Here is a 15167-nt window from a genome sequence, read left to right on the forward strand (position 1 = left end):
TTTCGGGTAAGGAACCCGTCCTCTTGACACTTGCCGCCTCCGCTGGCGTGGGCCAGGGCCAAGGCGTGTTTGTAAGCAAACACAGCAAGGCCATTTCAGGACAGGAGAACTCCCATGCAAAAGCCGAACAGCGATAGGCTCAACACATATCAGACCGTAACCGACCGCATCATCGCCAACCTCGAAAGGGGTGTGATTCCCTGGGAGAAGCCGTGGAAGTCGCCGAAGTTCGCAGGCGGAGTCTTCCCACGCAACTTCCATACCGGTAAGCCCTACCGCGGTATCAACATCATGCTGCTCTGGGGTTCCGAGTACAGCTCGCCATTCTGGCTGACGTTCAAGCAGGCCCAGGAGCTCGGAGGCACTGTACGGAAGGGTGAGCGCAGCGAGCGCATTGTGTTCTACAAGCCAATGTTGAAGGGCGACGAGACCGGACAGCCAACCGAGGAAAAAGTTAGCGACAGCAAGCGCTTGCTTTTCATGCTGACCTCGTACAGCGTCTTCAACGTGGAGCAGTGCGACGGTCTCAACGTACCGCTGATCGAAGAACCCGCGCTGACCGAGGCCGAACTGGATGTTTCTTGCGAAGCCATGGTGAGCAATTGGGCCGGGCGCCCCACGATCCGGACTGAGATCCGGTCAGAAAGCCGCGCCTATTACCGGCCGAGCACCGATTCCGTACATCTCCCGGCTCGCTTTCGCTTTGTTGGCGGCGCCCACTACTACAAGACCCTCTTTCACGAACTGATTCACAGCACCGGTCATGAGTCCCGCCTTGCCCGGGCTTTTGGAGAACGCTTCGGGGACGAGCTTTACAGCAAGGAAGAGCTCATCGCAGAGACTGGGGCCGCTTTTCTCTCTGCAATCGCAGGCATCGAAACCGAACACACCGAACAGAACACCACCGCATATCTACAGCATTGGATCGCCGCTTTGAGGCAGGACAACCGGATGGTTATTCAGGCAGCCGCAGCAGCTCAGAAGGCCGTCGACATGATCACAGGCCAGATGTTGACCAAAGAAGATGATGATGGACAATCGGACGCTCTACGTTTAGGTTCAAGGCAAGCATAGACCTACCCGGCTCGGGGATCGTGAGCAACCGCATCGTTGGATTCGGTTTGCTCGCGGTTTCGAGGGCGGTCGCGTTCAGTCGAAGAGGTTAACATGTGCTCGCTCCAACACATCGAAAGGAATCTGCACCGCCTCGGCGATGGAGATGAAGCGGTCCGCGTGTCGAGGGTCGTTGATGACTGCATCGGCAGCGGCGAGCACGTCCCCCGTCATGCCCAGGTCCTGCAACGTACTCCGCACCGTATCGGCATTCAGTGATTCGATGAGATCTGCCCCTCCCGTGCCGGAAGGGCCAAGCGAGGTCTTGCCGGTGATACGAAGGCTGTACGGTTCATTGCCCATCTGGCGGCTCCGGCGTATAGCGAGATTGCAGAGCATGTCTGCCTTTCACCTGCTGTTTGGCTTTAATGAAGATCTCAACCGCTCGTTGCCCTTCAGATGAGCTCTCATCTTATCTGCAACCGGTTCCTAGGGCTAGAGATCAGGAATGGCATCACGTACCGTTGTGGTCTGGTTAAGGTCTTGCAAGTGCCACATCGTGTAATCGTGCAATAAATTATTTATTCCAATGGCGACTTTGTTTGATCGCCGGCAGCCTTGCGACTTGATAGTGGGAAAGAATGCTGGATGGACCTTCGAACAGAACCCATCATCGTCACCGCGGAGAGGATAAGGAACCGCCTGTTCATCAGTTCGAGGATGGCAGATGCGCATTGTTCCCGGCTTCTTTGCTATATGAGACTATCTTTCAGGCCGAAGAATCATTGTCCTCTGCGATACTCGATGTTTTATCCGAAACGCCCAATGCCATTAGCCGTAGTTCATCCGCTTCAAAGCCGATGGACGTAAAGCGTCCATCCTTAGAATGCGAGATAGCGAGGCCCCTCTCCTCAGGCCGCTTCCGTCGCAGGATGAGTTCGGACGGAGCGGTCTCTTCATCCCGCGATCGCACACCAATTGAACATTCCATAGCGCGCTGCGAGGGGGCCGGAGCTGTGTAGTTGCCGAGGAGGCCTTGGAATGGCCCAATGGCGGGTGTTGCACTCGTCTTCTGAGTCCTACTGCTTATCCTAAGAAGAATTTGCAATCGAGTTCTTGAGCTTGAATCCCTACAGCTACAGGCTGCAGATGAACAGCCTGGAACAATTGCGATCCATCTTCGACGAAGGCAAAGCCGGCAGAGTAAGCGTTAGACTGGCGACTGTTGCGGCATCGGATGCTCCCGAAATCGTGGATCTCTTGGATGTAACCTGCGATAAACTAATGTTAGTTTATCGCAGATAATAACGATCATTTACGTCCAATCGAACTGGTGGCGCGAAGGTTTGGCAAAACTGCTCCGTTTCCCATGTCTACCATCGTGCCTTGAGCTAGCTGCAAACGACCTGGTGCTATATTGACTCACCACTTTAGCGCGTGACTTTTCTTGGCAATTCTTGTTGGTTGATTCACTCTATCCAGATTAGAAGAACGGGAAGAATGCTCGGTAATTCTAAGCCTCGGGATATGAGCTTATGGCCTATCGTCGTTTCGTTACTCTTTTTCTAGGTTGTGCCCTTCTGCCAGCAACCTTAGGGAGCTCGGCTAGCGCCCAAAAGCCGAATGCTTCCGATGTGAATGCAGCTAACAATCCACTGACGCCTAAGATTACAGTCAACTTCCATGATCAAGCTGGCCCTCAGCTCTACGATCTATCTCCAGGCTCGAATGCCTTCCTGCTTCGCGGCCTCATCCCGCACAAGCTCGGTGGAACGGGCCAGCTCTTCCGCTTCACCATGCCCTCCATCGTCAACTCTCCCGACGGCAAGGGCGGCTCCGTCCTCGGCATAGGAGACCTCAACATCATCGACCTCTTCCCCTTCGTACTCAAAAGGCAAAGGTGGAGGTTGCCGTCGGTCCACAATTCACCTTTCCCACCGGCAGCGAGACGCTCACCGGAACCGGCAAGTACCAGGCAGGCTTCGCCACGCTCGCGATCGCTCCACGCAAATGGGGCATCGGGAGGGCGCTCGTCACCTGGCAACACTCCTTTGCCGGAGACAGTTCCCGAACCACGCAGCACAACATGCAGGTCCAGCCACTCGTCATCTACATCCTGCCCCGAGCGTGGTATCTCCGCTCCACTGCAACGATGAACTTTGACTTTGCGCAGAGCCACTTCGTCGTGCCTCTGGGCATCGGCGCAGGTAAGGTATGGCTGCTGCACAGAGGAACCACCATCAACGCCTTTGCTGAGCCGCAATTCTCCGTGGCTCACGACGGAACGGGCCAGCCTCAATTCCACGTCTTCGCTGGCCTCAATCTGCAGTTTCCAATCGGCAAGAAGAAGTAACAGCGCGTTCTTAGGAGATAGCAATGAAGCGCGGAGCTTTGAAGATCACAGCCACAACCTTCGTCCTAGGCCTTCTCATCATCGGCTGTGAGCAGCCGAAACATGCATCGACGACCCAAACCACAGATGCTGCCTCCACCTTCGAACGCGGCTATCCGCCTGCCGACACGGCGACAAAGGGATATGACGACGCGGATCTCAATACGGCGATTCAAGCCTATAAATTCTTCTACCCCACGCTTTCCATGTTAGCCATCTGGGAGGGCAATGCGCGGGCAGGCATGGTCACAAATAGATCATTCGTGCTCATGAACGGCAGTCCCTACCAGGTCGTCTTTACGCCGAACTCGGACACGCCGTACTCGGGAGCGAACATCGATGTCTCCCAAGGCCCGATCGTCGTTGAGATCCCTCCCGGCCTCATCATGGGCGTGGCGAACGACATGAATCAACGCTACGTAGCGGACCTTGGGGATTCCTGGCCCGGACGCCGGGAAGGGCGGTAAACATCTCTTCCTTCCGCCGGGCTACAAGGGCAAAGCGCCTGCATCCGGAGCCTTCTGTACCGCTCTATACCAGCGAAGCCCCGCAAGGGCTCCAGTTCTTCGATTCTCTCGGCCACTGGATGCATCGCTGGCTCCCGGTCTCGGCGGATACCACCAACGGTCTGATCAATTCCTTCCAGCAGATCGGCCTCAGCGTCAGCAAAGGCTCCGAATGGAAGTCGCTGGATGAAGCCACGGAACGCGGCCTTGTTCGCGCCATCGCCACCGGCAATCAAATCATCGGGTTCCCACACGGACAGTGCATCGCGATCTGCCTAGGTTTCCTCATGGTTTAATCCCGGCCGCTTTCGCTCGACAGCGGTGCAGCGTCATCCGCGAGATCCCAAACTCTCGGGCCAGATCCGAAGGTTTATCTCCGGACTCAAGCCTGTGTACGAGCGAAGCAACAACGTCCGTGTTCAGCATTGCTGGTCTGCCCTTATATACTCCTCGTCCTTTCGCCAGCGCAATTCCCTCTCGCTGACGCTCTCGAATCAATTGCCGCTCAAACTCAGCAATCGCGCCCATAACACTTAGGAGCAAATTAGCCATCGGCGATTCGTCCCCAGTGAAGGAAAGATCTTCTTGCCGAAATTCGACGCGTACCCCGCGCTCCGTCAGGCCGAAAACCAACTTGCGTAAATCGTCCAAGTTGCGGCCTAGGCGGTCCATTGACACACAACCGTGTCTCCCTCACGGACGAACGACAACAGCGCCGTGAGCTGGGGGCGCTTTATATCTTTTCCTGAAACGCGATCGATAAAACGACGGTCCAGAGAAACGCCCTCAAGTTGACGGTCCTCGCGTTGATGGAGCGTGCTCAAGCGGATGTGACCGACGCACTTCCCTGTCGACGCCTTAGCCACTTTCGCAGGTCTCTTCGTCTTTTTTGTAACAATAGGCTCTAAAACCCGGGCCATTATACGTTTCATAAAGGCATTTCCAACCCATCCGTTACGCGATTTGCCAATAGCCTGTTACGTATCGTTTGGGTAGACCCAACACCGACTCTCGCGTTTCCGCTCAACTAACGCACGGCTCGTGCCTCGTGAGCGACTGCATCGTTGGTGGTTTGCTCGCGAGCTTCGAGAGCCGCGGTGCAAAATCGTAGGCGCGCCCAAACGTAACGAAATGCAAGGCAGAGTTTAGTCAGAGCGAGATCCTGGATGCGCGCGGAGGTTCAGGATTGAGCGACTGCAGGTGGCTTGAGGTGTCGGCGTGCCTGTGCTTCGCGCTCCGGCTCCTGAGCTGTTGCAACAGTGCAGCGAGCTGTGGGCCATTCCATGTTGCGCTGCCCTTGGCGGAGTAGATCGACGCGGTGAGGCTATCGATCTCGTGGCTGAGCGCGGCATCGGACGAAACGTTTGCCACTTCCCTGAGCGACATGCCGGGGTAGGTCATCGCAGACCAGCGCAGCAGGCGGGCGTAGGCACCGTGCGAATCGTTTGCGTGTGCGGCATGCTCGAGTGCGCGAAAGCATGCGGCCTCGGAATTGCGGCGTCGCTTCAGCCATGCAACGATATGCGGCAACATCTGCCGCCCAAGGCGCACCAGCATCAACAAGAACGCGATGAACAGAGCGATTTGCAGAACGAGCCTGGCGCGCCCACGGTAGCGTGGCCAAGGATGGTTACGCGGGGCAGGCGCCGTGAATGCGGCCTCTGGCGGTGGTGGAAGCTCGGCCTTATAGTCCGGGTTCACAACAGCGGTGAACTTCGTCTCGGACAGCACAGCGATTTCCAGTTTGCGTGTCGAGAGGTTCCACCACTTGAGCTCGATCGGCGGAAGGGTGTAGTTGCCGGGCTTCTGAATGAAGTACTTCGCGGTCTGGATGCGCTGGCCATAGACAAAGTCGCCGCGCGAGGTCTTCTGATCCCGTACCGTGGGCTCGCCGCTGTAGATGCGCATGCCGTCGGGCTGCTCGAGCTCGAGCGGCGGAATCAGCATCGCCTGCATCTTCGACGTGGTGATGGTGATGGTGCGCTCCACCGTATCGCCGGTGCGGAGACCCTTCAGCGGACGCGACCAGTGCTCAGTCATGGTGAGCCGCGTGGTGGGAAGGAAGTACGGCAGCTGGCGCGCGGTGGCGGGCACGTCGGCGTGAAAGCTGAGCGGGGGCAGAGCGGCTTCAGCGATGATGCTCTTCGGCGGTGCGATGGCGTAGGGTACAGAGATCTTCGCTGGAGGTATGGGAAATTCCCCCGCCTGCTGCGGGTAGATGATGTAAGTCTGCGTGATGCCGAAGTAGGTCGTACTGCCGATCTGCGTGTTGGAGTTTTGGGGGCGGTCCTGCGGCAGCACGACGATGGCGTTCTCGATCTCGAACTCGGGGAACTCCGGCGAGCCGGTGAAGTAGTTCGGCACGAAGACGGAGACGACGAGCCGCACCGGCTGGCCCACCATGATGTTGCTCGCAGGCTCGAGGTGCGCGCGAATGACAGGAGCTTGCGCGAACGCACGCAGTGCTGTGAACAAAACCAGCACCGCGACGAGTCGTTTCATCGATGGCCCGCCTTTGCGTCCTGAATCGCGAAGCGGCGACGCAGAAAGTCGGCGGGCGTGGTCTGAATGTTGCGCATCCAGATGTCAGCCACGGTCTCGGGCTTCACGTTCATGCGCGTCGTCTTGCCCTGCTTGCCCTTATCGTCAAACTTGGTCTGGTCAGGCGGAAGATCAAGAGCCTCTTCCTGTGGCTCCTGCTTGTCTTTCTTGTGCGCCGTGGGCTTCGGGATCAGCGACTGCACCAATGTGAGATTGGCTTCGGCGTCGTTCCAGTTCGGACGACGCGCGAGCGACTGTCGGTACGCGGTGACGGCCTCGGGATACTTGCCCATGCGCGCGAGCGAGTTACCTTGGTTGTACCAGGCCTCGGCAGTGTCGCTGAGTGCGAAGGCATTGAGCGCGGCGGCATTGTCGCCTGCACGTGCCGAGGCGAGACCGCGCCATAACGGGTCTTCAAACTCTTCTGCGGCCTTCTTGTAGTCGCCCTTTTGGAAGTAGTAACGGCCCTGCTGGTCGGGTGTCATCCATAGATCGAGCCAGGAAAAACTGGCAAGAATCGACGGCAGACCGACGGCGTACGTTGGGCCGATCTGCGGAGGAAGCACAAAGGCGACGGCGAGCGCGGTTGAGGTCCAGCGGATGGTCCAGCCCTTGTTGAACCAGAAGATGCCGAGTGCGGCGACGGGGATGGTGAGCCAGTAGCCCTCGTCGATCCAGCGCGTCTTTGCGTCCTTCTGCTGAATCGCCTGCAGGTGATGTTGCACCCGGCGCTGGATCCACCGTATGTCGTCGTCGTCGAGCGTCAGCGTGGTGGCGTCGATGCGGTACTTGCTCAAATCACGCATCGCGCTAACATCGAGCTTCGTGAAGACGCGACGGCCGTTCTCTTCGAGGAAGCGGTTGGAGCCGAGCCGCACCGGGCCGCCCACACTGGTGCCGACGCCGAGCACGAGGATGTCGTCAGGCTGGTCCTGTCTGGCAGTGAACTTCTGCAATGCGGGCATCGCGGCAGGCTCGATGCCGTCGGTGACGAAGAGGACGGTGCCGGGAACCGTCTCGTCCGTGAGGAAGCTTTCGATAGCGTCGAGCGCCCTCGCGGTGTCCTTGCCTGTGCGCGGCATCAGACTGGTCGAGAGCGAGTCCAGATAGACGTCGAAGAGCGAAGTGTCGGTGGTGAAAGGAAGTACCATGTGGGTTGTGCCGGCGTAGACGAAGAGCGCGGTGCGTCCGCCGTTGCGCTTCCCGATGAGGTCGCGCAGCTTGAGCTTCACACGCTCCAGGCGCGTCGGGTTGAGGTCGATGGCGTTCATCGTCGGCGAGAGGTCGAGTGCGATGACGAGCGGCGCCTTGTCCTCAGTGAAGGGTGGCTGCTCGCGCAGCCAGGCCGGCCCGGCGACCGCGATGGAGCCGATGAGGATGAGCAGCGAGAGCAGGTGCACGGGGCGAAAGCGCCAGCGGCGGCGACGCTTGACGATGAGGTGGTCGAGAAGGTCGGCATCGATGTAGCGCTGCCAGCGGGCGCGTGCGTTGTCGCGGATCGCCAGCGAGAGGTAGAAGACGGGCACGGCGAATATCATCCACAGCCAGTGCGGTCGCAGAAAATGCACCGCGTCCCACCACTCTCGCAGCGTCATACGTGCACCTTCAGGACATCGGATTTCTTGGAATCTTTGCCAGGGGCTGTTTCGCCGCGGCTGCGGCGCACCAGTTGTAGAACGAGGCCGATGATGAGCATCAGCAGGTTGTAACCGACTAGCAGTACAAGCGCGGCGCCGAGCGGGAACATGTAAAGCTCACGGCGCGGCTGGTAGCTGAGCGTCTTGAAGTTCTGCGGCGTGATCCTGTCGAGCGTGCCGTAAGCTTTCTCCAGCTCGACGCGGTTCTCGCCTTGGAAGACCTGTCCTCTCGTGGTGTTCGCGATCTGCTTGAGCGCGGCGTAGTCAACCTTGTCCTCGCCGGTGGCGCGCGGATCACCGAGCCCGATGACGTGAATGGTGATGTTGTTCTGCTTCGCGATCTCGGCGGCGCGGCGCGGCGGCATGCGGCTGCCGGTGTCGTTTCCGTCGGTGAGCAGGATGAGCACGCGCTGCTTGGCCGCGCTCGCGTTGAATTGCTTGATGGCCAGGCCGATGGCGTCGCCAATCATTGTCTGAGGGCCTGCCATCCCGGCGTCGATCTCGCCCAGCATCTTCAGAGCAGCGTCATGGTCGAGCGTGAACGGCGTAACCGGATAGGCTGCCTGGCCGAAGACTATGAGGCCGATCTGATCGTGCTGGCGGCGGCGGATGAAGTCAGCGACGACCTGCTTCACCGCGTCGACGCGGCGCATGCGTTTGTTATCGGGCATGCGAAAGTCAGGTGTCTCCATGGACTGCGAGATGTCGAGCGCGAGCATGAGGTCGCGGCCGGGTTCAATCTTCTGGATAGGCGGCTCAATGAACTGCGGCCGTGCCAACGCCAGAACGACGAGCACCCAGCAGAGCGGCGCTACGATCTTCTCCAGCCAGTTGGTGCGCAGAATGACGGCCTGGTGCTGTGGGGTGAGACCAAGCGATGTCGTGAAGTAGTCGAAGAAGGTCAGTCGCAGCGAGGATTGCTCTTCCTTATACGCAGGCAGTAGCCAATAGATGAGCAACGGCAACGGCAGAAGCGCGAGCAGCCACGGATGCTCAAGTCGATACATGCGGCCTCCTAGGTTGGCGCGGCGGCTTGTGATGTTTGATCCACGCGCCTGCGGCATTGCGCAGCGCGACCTCGTCTTCGCTCGAGAGCGGCGGTGCGGAGAAGGCGATCTCTTCGATGCAATTCTCTGGCGCGTTTTCGAAGAGCGGCGCGTGCACGGTGCCGTCGAGGAACCTGAGCCATGCAGGGCCGCTGAGTGCGGCGACCTCTTCGCGAGGCCATGCGGAGAGCGCAGTGCGTTTGAGCAGCGCGGAGAGCTGGGTGACATCGACAGTTGCGAGCTCGCTTAACGCCTCGCGGCGGTAGCGGTTTTCGCGCCAGCGTCGAAGGAGGCGGACGGCCAGCCACAGCAGGAGAAGCGCGATGATACCGAAAACGGCGTACCAGCCAATGGTCTGCGGACGCCACGAGGGCGGCGGAGGCTGATAGAAATTGTGCAGGCTGTCGAGGGGCGCTCTCATATACGCCTTCCACGGGCGGCGATGTGGCCGAGCAGATGGCGCACCTGCTGGGGGACGTCGTCGGCAGTAGAGAGCGGGAGCACAGGGATGTTGAGCTCGTCCTGCCAGGAGAGCACGTTTCGCAGGCGCTTGTCGGAGGCGGAGCGCAGGCCCTCGCGAACCTTCTGTTCGCCGAGCCGCAGCTCGACCTGCAGCGTTGCGTTCGAGACGACGAGCTGCTCCGAGGTGAGTGCCTGCACGGCGAGCGGATCGTAGGCCAGCGCGCAGATCACGTCGTTGGACTGCGAGAGGTGCAGCAGAAGGTCACGTGTCTTCGCGTCGGCGCCTTCGAAGTCACTGGCGATGAGGATGAGCGCCTCGTGGTGGCAGATGCGCGCGACCTTGTCGAGCACATTGTTGAGCTTTTCGGGCGCAGAGGGCACGGTCAGGTCGCTGCGAAGCTGTTTGTTTAGCGTGGTGATGCGATCGAGGATGCGGAGCACGGTAGAGCGGCTGTGATGCATGCGCACCTGCTCGATGACGGCGTCGTTGAAGACGAAGGCGCCGACGCGGTCGCCCTGAGTCAAGACGCGCCAGGCAGCAAGCGCGGCAACCTCGGCCGCGACTACGGACTTCATGCTGCGGCGGCTGCCGAAGAACATGTTGATGCGCTGGTCGACGACGAGCATCGTCGGGCGGTCGCGTTCCTCAGAGTAGACGCGGAGATAGGGCTTCTGCGTGCGGGCGGTGACGCGCCAGTCGATGGAGCGGACGTCGTCGCCGGGGACATAGTTCCGTAGCTCCTCGAAGTCGAGGCCGCGGCCCCGGACGTGCGAGGCGCGACGGCCGAAGAGCAGGCTGCGCACGGGCTGGTTGTGGCGAAGCGAGAAGCCGCGCGCCTTGTACTCCAGTGCGACGAGCGAGTCGAGTTCGGCGTAGGCTCCCATGCATACCCCTGCGGCGAGATTTGTCCGATCGGTCTCGATCGGCTGCTTCCATGGTGTCGAAGATCGTTGCTGGTACGGCAAAATGCAGATTCTTCGACTTGCTGCGCTCAGGATGCCAGTTTCATCAGAGCATCAGCGTTGGTACATCATCCCTTCGTTGTTCCATCCGATTCCTTCGGCGGCTGCTTGATACGTTCGCTCTCTAGGCAATGGCCACGAGTTCCACGATCCTGTCGATGACCTTGTCTGGCTTGATGCCTTCGGCCTGCGCATCGTAGCTAAGCAGAAGGCGATGGCGAAGCACGTCGTGCGCGATGGCCTGCACGTCGTCGGGACGCACGAAGTCGTTGCCGTGCAGCCAGGCGTAGGCGCGCGAGCACTTGTCGAGGCCGATGGTGCCGCGCGGGCTGGCGCCGATCTGGATCCAGTTGCGGAGGTTTTTGTCGTAACGCTCGGGCGTTCGTGTGGCCTGGACGAGGGCGACGATGTAGCTCTCGACGGCTTCGGCCATGTGGATCGCATGGATCTCTTTGCGGGCGGTGAAGATGACCTGCTGCGCGACCTTCTCGGGCGCGGTGTGCGGCGCGTCGCCGGCCGCTTTTTCGTCGGGCTGTTCTTCGCCGCGGACGAGGAGCATGATGTCGCGCTCGGATTTCTCTTCCGGGTAATCGACGTAAACGTGCATCAGGAAGCGGTCGAGCTGCGCCTCGGGCAGGGGGTAGGTGCCTTCCTGCTCGATGGGATTTTGGGTGGCCATGACGAGGAAGAGCTCGGGCAGGGTGTGCGTGGTTCCGGCGATGGTGACCTGGCGCTCTTCCATGGCTTCGAGCAGCGCGGACTGCACTTTGGCGGGGGCGCGGTTGATCTCGTCGGCGAGGACGAGATTGTTGAAGACGGGGCCGGGCTGGAAGCGGAACTCGCCTTTGCCCTCGGCGGCGTAGTAGACCTCGGAGCCGGTGATGTCGGAAGGGAGGAGGTCGGGCGTGAACTGGATGCGGGAGAGGCCGGCGTCGAGGAAGGCGGAGAGCTTCTTGATGGCGCGGGTCTTGGCGAGTCCCGGAAGGCCTTCCACGAGGAGGTTGCCGTTGGCGAGCAGGCCAATGAGAAGGCGCTCAATCATGGCCTCCTGTCCGAGGACGGTCCGGGCGATCTGTTTCTGGAGCTGGAGGATCGAATCGCGTGCGGTCACGGCAACTCTCTGGGCCAGAAGTTTGACTTTGTCGGACGTGCTTTACAGCCGGACTTATGAGATCGCCACAATAGCCCAGGTGCTCACCGAATGCAAATCCAGAGGGAATCCAAACCGGGTACCCCCTCCCCCCTTTTTTGTGCAAAATCTTCGAAGGAAATAACTTAGCTTCGGACTACCCTCAAAAACAAGCAACTCCCGTTCAGGTTCACATAGTGAGGACCCAGAGGATAAGTTTCCATCTTCCCCGTCTTAATTCTACTAAGCTCAAGCGTACTGATCGGCAAGTCTAAATCGTGTGGATTGTGCCGTTTAGGTCTGATCTCCTCTTGACAAGTTTCCAAATAAATTCTGGCTATCCTCCTGCATCCGGACTTGACTTGCCCGGCGAAGCAGGGCAGAATCGCTGCCCAGGTGGTTTCTGGTTCCTTCCTGTTTTCTGACGTTTGTAGTCATTCCCGGACCTTATTGCGAATTTGAATTTGCGAACTGAGTCGTAGGGCACATACGAAGTCTGTCTCCGTCCGAGGACGATGGATGGTGACAGAGAACCGTTCGTCAGTAAAAAGAGCCAGCCGTAACTAAGGGCTGCCTGTCCTTTTCGGTTTCTCAATACGAAGGTATTTGGGAGTTGAACGAGAGAGGAGTTCTCAATGTTTTCTACGCTGCGGAAGTTACGGCTGCGCGGGAGATACCCGATGCGGTACGCTATCTTTTTTCTCTGCCTGGCGACGGCAGCTGCTATGGCAGTTCCGAGTGCAAGCGGCCAAGCCAAGAAGGTGAATTTTCTTGTCATCTTTGGCGATGACGTGGGGCAGTCAAACATCAGCCGTTACGGCCATGGGCTGGTGGGTTACGACACACCCAACATCGACAAGATCGGCGAAGAGGGTATGACCTTCACCGACTACTACGCGGAGAACAGCTGTACAGCAGGTCGCTCCTCGTTTATCACTGGGCAGTCACCTATCCGTACCGGACTTTCGAAAGTTGGTATGCCGGGCGCTACGATCGGTTTACAGAAGCGAGATATTACCATCGCCGAAGCGCTCAAGCCGCTGGGATATGCGACTGGTCAGTTCGGCAAGAACCATCTCGGCGATCGGGACGAGTATTTGCCCACGAACCATGGCTTCGATGAGTTCTTCGGGAACCTGTATCACCTGAACGCGGAGCAGGAGCCCGAGATGCCGTACTGGCCATCGAACGATCCTGTCTTCGTGAAGGTCTATGCTCCACGCGGGGTCCTTCATACCTTCGCGGACGGCAAGATCGAGGACACGGGCCCGTTGAACATCAAACGCATGGAGACGATCGACGACGAGACAACAACGGCGGCGATGGACTTCATGGACAGGCAGGTGAAGGCAGGCAAACCGTTCTTTACCTGGATGAATTTCACGCGGATGCATATCTTCACCCATGTACGGCCGGATTACATCGGCAAGGCGGGTCTTGGCAAAGGATACGAGTATGCCGATGGCATGTGGGAGATGGACCAGAACGTCGGAAAGTTGATGAAGAAGGTGGAAGACCTTGGCATCAAGGAAAACACCATCGTTCTGTTCACGACTGACAACGGGCCGAATATGTTCACCTGGCCGGACGCGGCGATGAGCCCGTTTCGTAATGAGAAAGACTCAAACTACGAAGGAGCGTTCCGGGTTCCTGCAGTGGTGCGCTGGCCGGGACACATCAAGCCTGATACATGGTCGAACGAGATCGTCTCCGGCCTGGACTGGTTCCCAACCTTCCTTGCTGCAGCAGGAGATACAACTATCAAGGAAAAGTTGTTGAAGGGTACGGGTCCGGGCGGAATGGCTCACAAGGTTCATCTGGACGGCTATAACATCCTTCCGTACCTGACGGGCCAGGAACAACTTTCTCCTCGCAAGGACTTTTTCTACTTCGATGACGACGGTCTGCTGGTTGCCGTTCGGCATGAGAACTGGAAGGCAGTCTTCTGCGAACAAAGGCAGCCCGGAGGATTCCAGGTATGGCAGAATCCGCTTACCTGCCTGCGAACTCCGCAACTGTACAATCTGCGACTCGATCCTTATGAACGAGCGGACTTCACCTCCGATCAGATCAATGACTGGCGGGTCCACAACGCGTATCTGCTGTTCCAGTTGGGAATGGTGGCGACGCAGTTTATGGACACGTTCAAGGAGTTTCCGCCGAGCCAGCTTCCGCAAAGCTTCACCATCGATCCTGAAGGTGCAGTGAAGATGGGAGAGAAGGCGTACGAACAGCAACATAAGAAGTGAAGAGATGATTCATTCCTGAATCGTTTAAATCGAGCGCACGCAACAACGACCGGATTCATCGATGATGAGTCCGGTCGCATTTCGAGGCCAAGGTGATCAGACAACCTTTCCTCGCAGCAGTGTTTGCTGCTGCGATATCTTCAGCCGGCGCTGCGGCAAAGGCCCAGAGTGCACCTGCGGCGGAACCGAACGCAACGGACCTGGCGAAGACGACACAGAATCCCGTCGGCGATATCGTCTCCATCCCCTTCCAGTTTAACTTCAACAATGGCGGCGCCTATCAGGACCAGACGTTTTTCAATCTGAACTTTCAGCCGGTGATTCCGATTCACCTGAACAATAAGGTCACGCTGATCAGCCGGACCATCGTTCCGATCAACAGCATCCCCACGGGCGATGGCACGAGCTCGAGCGGCGTAGGGGATATCAATCAACAGACCTATTTCACTCCGGCGCGACCGCACAAGGTCATCGTCGGCGTCGGGCCATCGTTCTCGTTTCCCACCGCGACGGCTTCGCCGGCGAAGACGGGAACGTGGGGCGGCGGCTTCGCGGCCGTGCTGCTGTCGATGCCGGGGCCGTGGGTGATTGGCTCGCTGTTTCAGCAGATCTGGCCGATGTCGGACTCGGGCGGAGCGCCGAGAACGAACGCGTTTTTATGGCAGTACTTTATCAACTACAACTTCGGAAAAGGATGGGCGCTGGCGACGGCGCCGAGTATGACCGCGAACTGGGATGCGGCGTCGGGGCAGAAGTGGACGGTTCCTGTGGGTGGCGGCATCAGCAGGACGCTGGTCTTTCAGAAGCAGCCGATGACGCTGGGCTTTCAGTACTACTACAACGCGATGCGGCCGGATACGGCGAGTTCCACGACGGTGCGGTTTATCTTTGCGTTGATCTATCCACAGAAACGTTAAAGCCGGCAACAGAAACGTTAAATCCGGCCACAGAAACCCAAAAGCGGGCCATAGAGACACTAAGATGGTCCCGCAGAGATATAAAACGGTGCGGCAGGCCGATACTGGAAGCGCAACAAGTCCCCTGAACTGGTGGTAATTCTTTGACTCCTGGCACTGCGTCCTCCTCTTTGCGTTCGTCGAAGGCCCGTAACCGGGGCGTTGCGGCTGGCTCCCTTTCTGCGGCGCGCGCCGGCGCTGGCAGAAGGGTGTTTGCGCTGGCGCTGGCGTTG

15 protein-coding genes and 1 pseudogene are annotated in these 15167 nt (G+C 58.8%); 6 read left to right on the plus strand and 10 right to left on the minus strand.

The features are described from left to right. The first annotated feature begins 114 nt into the window (after nt 1-114). The gene (locus tag JAO29_RS16575; RefSeq protein WP_334269366.1) at nt 115-1074 is read left to right on the plus strand and encodes an ArdC family protein; all 960 of its coding nucleotides are present in this window, start codon (nt 115-117) and stop codon (nt 1072-1074) included. 75 nt (nt 1075-1149) lie between these two features. Here JAO29_RS16575 and JAO29_RS16580 read toward each other — a convergent pair whose 3' ends face one another. Beyond that, a complete protein-coding gene (locus JAO29_RS16580) occupies nt 1150-1416 on the minus strand; it encodes a hypothetical protein (protein WP_334269367.1) in 267 nt (88 codons plus the stop codon). 1349 nt (nt 1417-2765) lie between these two features. Then, on the minus strand, nt 2766-2951 hold the full coding sequence (locus tag JAO29_RS16585; RefSeq protein WP_334269368.1) for a hypothetical protein: 186 nt from the start codon (nt 2949-2951) through the stop codon (nt 2766-2768). Between the two features lie 2 nt (nt 2952-2953). On the opposite strand from JAO29_RS16585, the gene JAO29_RS16590 reads away from it, so the two are divergent. The 3 genes from JAO29_RS16590 to JAO29_RS16600 all read left to right on the plus strand — a co-directional run bounded on the left by JAO29_RS16590 (nt 2954) and on the right by JAO29_RS16600 (nt 4247). Beyond that, a complete protein-coding gene (locus JAO29_RS16590; protein WP_334269369.1) occupies nt 2954-3406 on the plus strand; it encodes a hypothetical protein in 453 nt (150 codons plus the stop codon). Between the two features lie 23 nt (nt 3407-3429). Continuing rightward, complete coding sequence (locus tag JAO29_RS16595) at nt 3430-3912, plus strand: DUF1254 domain-containing protein (protein ID WP_334269370.1); 483 nt, start codon at nt 3430-3432, stop codon at nt 3910-3912. Between the two features lie 119 nt (nt 3913-4031). Then, a complete protein-coding gene (locus JAO29_RS16600) occupies nt 4032-4247 on the plus strand; it encodes a hypothetical protein (protein ID WP_334269371.1) in 216 nt (71 codons plus the stop codon). Here the strand turns inward: JAO29_RS16600 and JAO29_RS23595 are convergent. From JAO29_RS23595 to JAO29_RS16635, 8 genes and pseudogenes are all read right to left on the minus strand, one after another. Next, nucleotides 4237-4479 carry a helix-turn-helix domain-containing protein gene (locus JAO29_RS23595; protein WP_442886420.1) on the minus strand — a complete coding sequence of 81 codons (243 nt, stop codon included), beginning with the start codon at nt 4477-4479 and terminating at the stop codon, nt 4237-4239. The two genes, JAO29_RS16600 and JAO29_RS23595, sit on opposite strands and share 11 nt — an antisense overlap. Next, nucleotides 4456-4883, minus strand: a pseudogene (locus tag JAO29_RS23600) (recombinase family protein); the annotation flags it as partial. The gene JAO29_RS23595 and the pseudogene JAO29_RS23600, both read right to left, overlap by 24 nt. Nucleotides 4884-5100: 217 nt before the next feature. Beyond that, nucleotides 5101-6453: a BatD family protein gene (locus JAO29_RS16610; protein WP_334269372.1), complete on the minus strand. Its 1353-nt coding sequence runs from the start codon at nt 6451-6453 to the stop codon at nt 5101-5103. Next, a complete protein-coding gene (locus JAO29_RS16615; RefSeq protein ID WP_334269373.1) occupies nt 6450-8087 on the minus strand; it encodes a VWA domain-containing protein in 1638 nt (545 codons plus the stop codon). The genes JAO29_RS16610 and JAO29_RS16615 overlap by 4 nt, the downstream gene beginning before the upstream one ends. Continuing rightward, nucleotides 8084-9193, minus strand: a complete 1110-nt coding sequence (locus tag JAO29_RS16620; protein WP_334269374.1) for a vWA domain-containing protein — start codon at nt 9191-9193, stop codon at nt 8084-8086. Before JAO29_RS16620 ends, JAO29_RS16615 begins: the two co-directional genes overlap by 4 nt. Continuing rightward, the gene (locus JAO29_RS16625) at nt 9123-9596 is read right to left on the minus strand and encodes a DUF4381 domain-containing protein (RefSeq protein WP_334269375.1); all 474 of its coding nucleotides are present in this window, start codon (nt 9594-9596) and stop codon (nt 9123-9125) included. Before JAO29_RS16625 ends, JAO29_RS16620 begins: the two co-directional genes overlap by 71 nt. Then, nucleotides 9593-10603, minus strand: coding sequence for a DUF58 domain-containing protein (locus tag JAO29_RS16630; protein ID WP_334269376.1), 1011 nt, complete (start codon nt 10601-10603; stop codon nt 9593-9595). The genes JAO29_RS16625 and JAO29_RS16630 overlap by 4 nt, the downstream gene beginning before the upstream one ends. 121 nt (nt 10604-10724) lie before the next feature. Beyond that, nucleotides 10725-11711: an AAA family ATPase gene (locus JAO29_RS16635; protein WP_334269377.1), complete on the minus strand. Its 987-nt coding sequence runs from the start codon at nt 11709-11711 to the stop codon at nt 10725-10727. A 698-nt stretch (nt 11712-12409) separates the two neighbouring features. Here JAO29_RS16635 and JAO29_RS16640 point away from each other — a divergent pair. Both JAO29_RS16640 and JAO29_RS16645 read left to right on the plus strand, forming a co-directional pair. Next, complete coding sequence (locus JAO29_RS16640) at nt 12410-13978, plus strand: arylsulfatase (protein ID WP_334269378.1); 1569 nt, start codon at nt 12410-12412, stop codon at nt 13976-13978. A 92-nt stretch (nt 13979-14070) separates the two neighbouring features. After that, the gene (locus JAO29_RS16645; protein WP_334269379.1) at nt 14071-14895 is read left to right on the plus strand and encodes a neuromedin U; all 825 of its coding nucleotides are present in this window, start codon (nt 14071-14073) and stop codon (nt 14893-14895) included. Nucleotides 14896-15167: the final 272 nt, after the last annotated feature.

This window comes from Edaphobacter sp. HDX4, assembly GCF_036877565.1.
Classification (GTDB): Bacteria; Acidobacteriota; Terriglobia; order Terriglobales; family Acidobacteriaceae; genus Edaphobacter.

Excerpts from the sequence above, each read along its gene's own strand:
- JAO29_RS16595 (WP_334269370.1), top strand. The coding sequence starts at position 3,430 with ATGAAGCGCGGAGCTTTGAAGATCACAGCCACAACCTTCGTCCTAGGC.
- JAO29_RS23595 (WP_442886420.1), bottom strand. The coding sequence starts at position 4,479 with ATGGGCGCGATTGCTGAGTTTGAGCGGCAATTGATTCGAGAGCGTCAG.
- JAO29_RS16610 (WP_334269372.1), bottom strand. The coding sequence starts at position 6,453 with ATGAAACGACTCGTCGCGGTGCTGGTTTTGTTCACAGCACTGCGTGCG.
- JAO29_RS16640 (WP_334269378.1), top strand. The coding sequence starts at position 12,410 with ATGCGGTACGCTATCTTTTTTCTCTGCCTGGCGACGGCAGCTGCTATG.
- JAO29_RS16600 (WP_334269371.1), top strand. The coding sequence starts at position 4,032 with ATGCATCGCTGGCTCCCGGTCTCGGCGGATACCACCAACGGTCTGATC.
- JAO29_RS16575 (WP_334269366.1), top strand. The coding sequence starts at position 115 with ATGCAAAAGCCGAACAGCGATAGGCTCAACACATATCAGACCGTAACC.
- JAO29_RS16615 (WP_334269373.1), bottom strand. The coding sequence starts at position 8,087 with ATGACGCTGCGAGAGTGGTGGGACGCGGTGCATTTTCTGCGACCGCAC.
- JAO29_RS16620 (WP_334269374.1), bottom strand. The coding sequence starts at position 9,193 with ATGCCGCAGGCGCGTGGATCAAACATCACAAGCCGCCGCGCCAACCTA.
- JAO29_RS16625 (WP_334269375.1), bottom strand. The coding sequence starts at position 9,596 with ATGAGAGCGCCCCTCGACAGCCTGCACAATTTCTATCAGCCTCCGCCG.
- JAO29_RS16580 (WP_334269367.1), bottom strand. The coding sequence starts at position 1,416 with ATGGGCAATGAACCGTACAGCCTTCGTATCACCGGCAAGACCTCGCTT.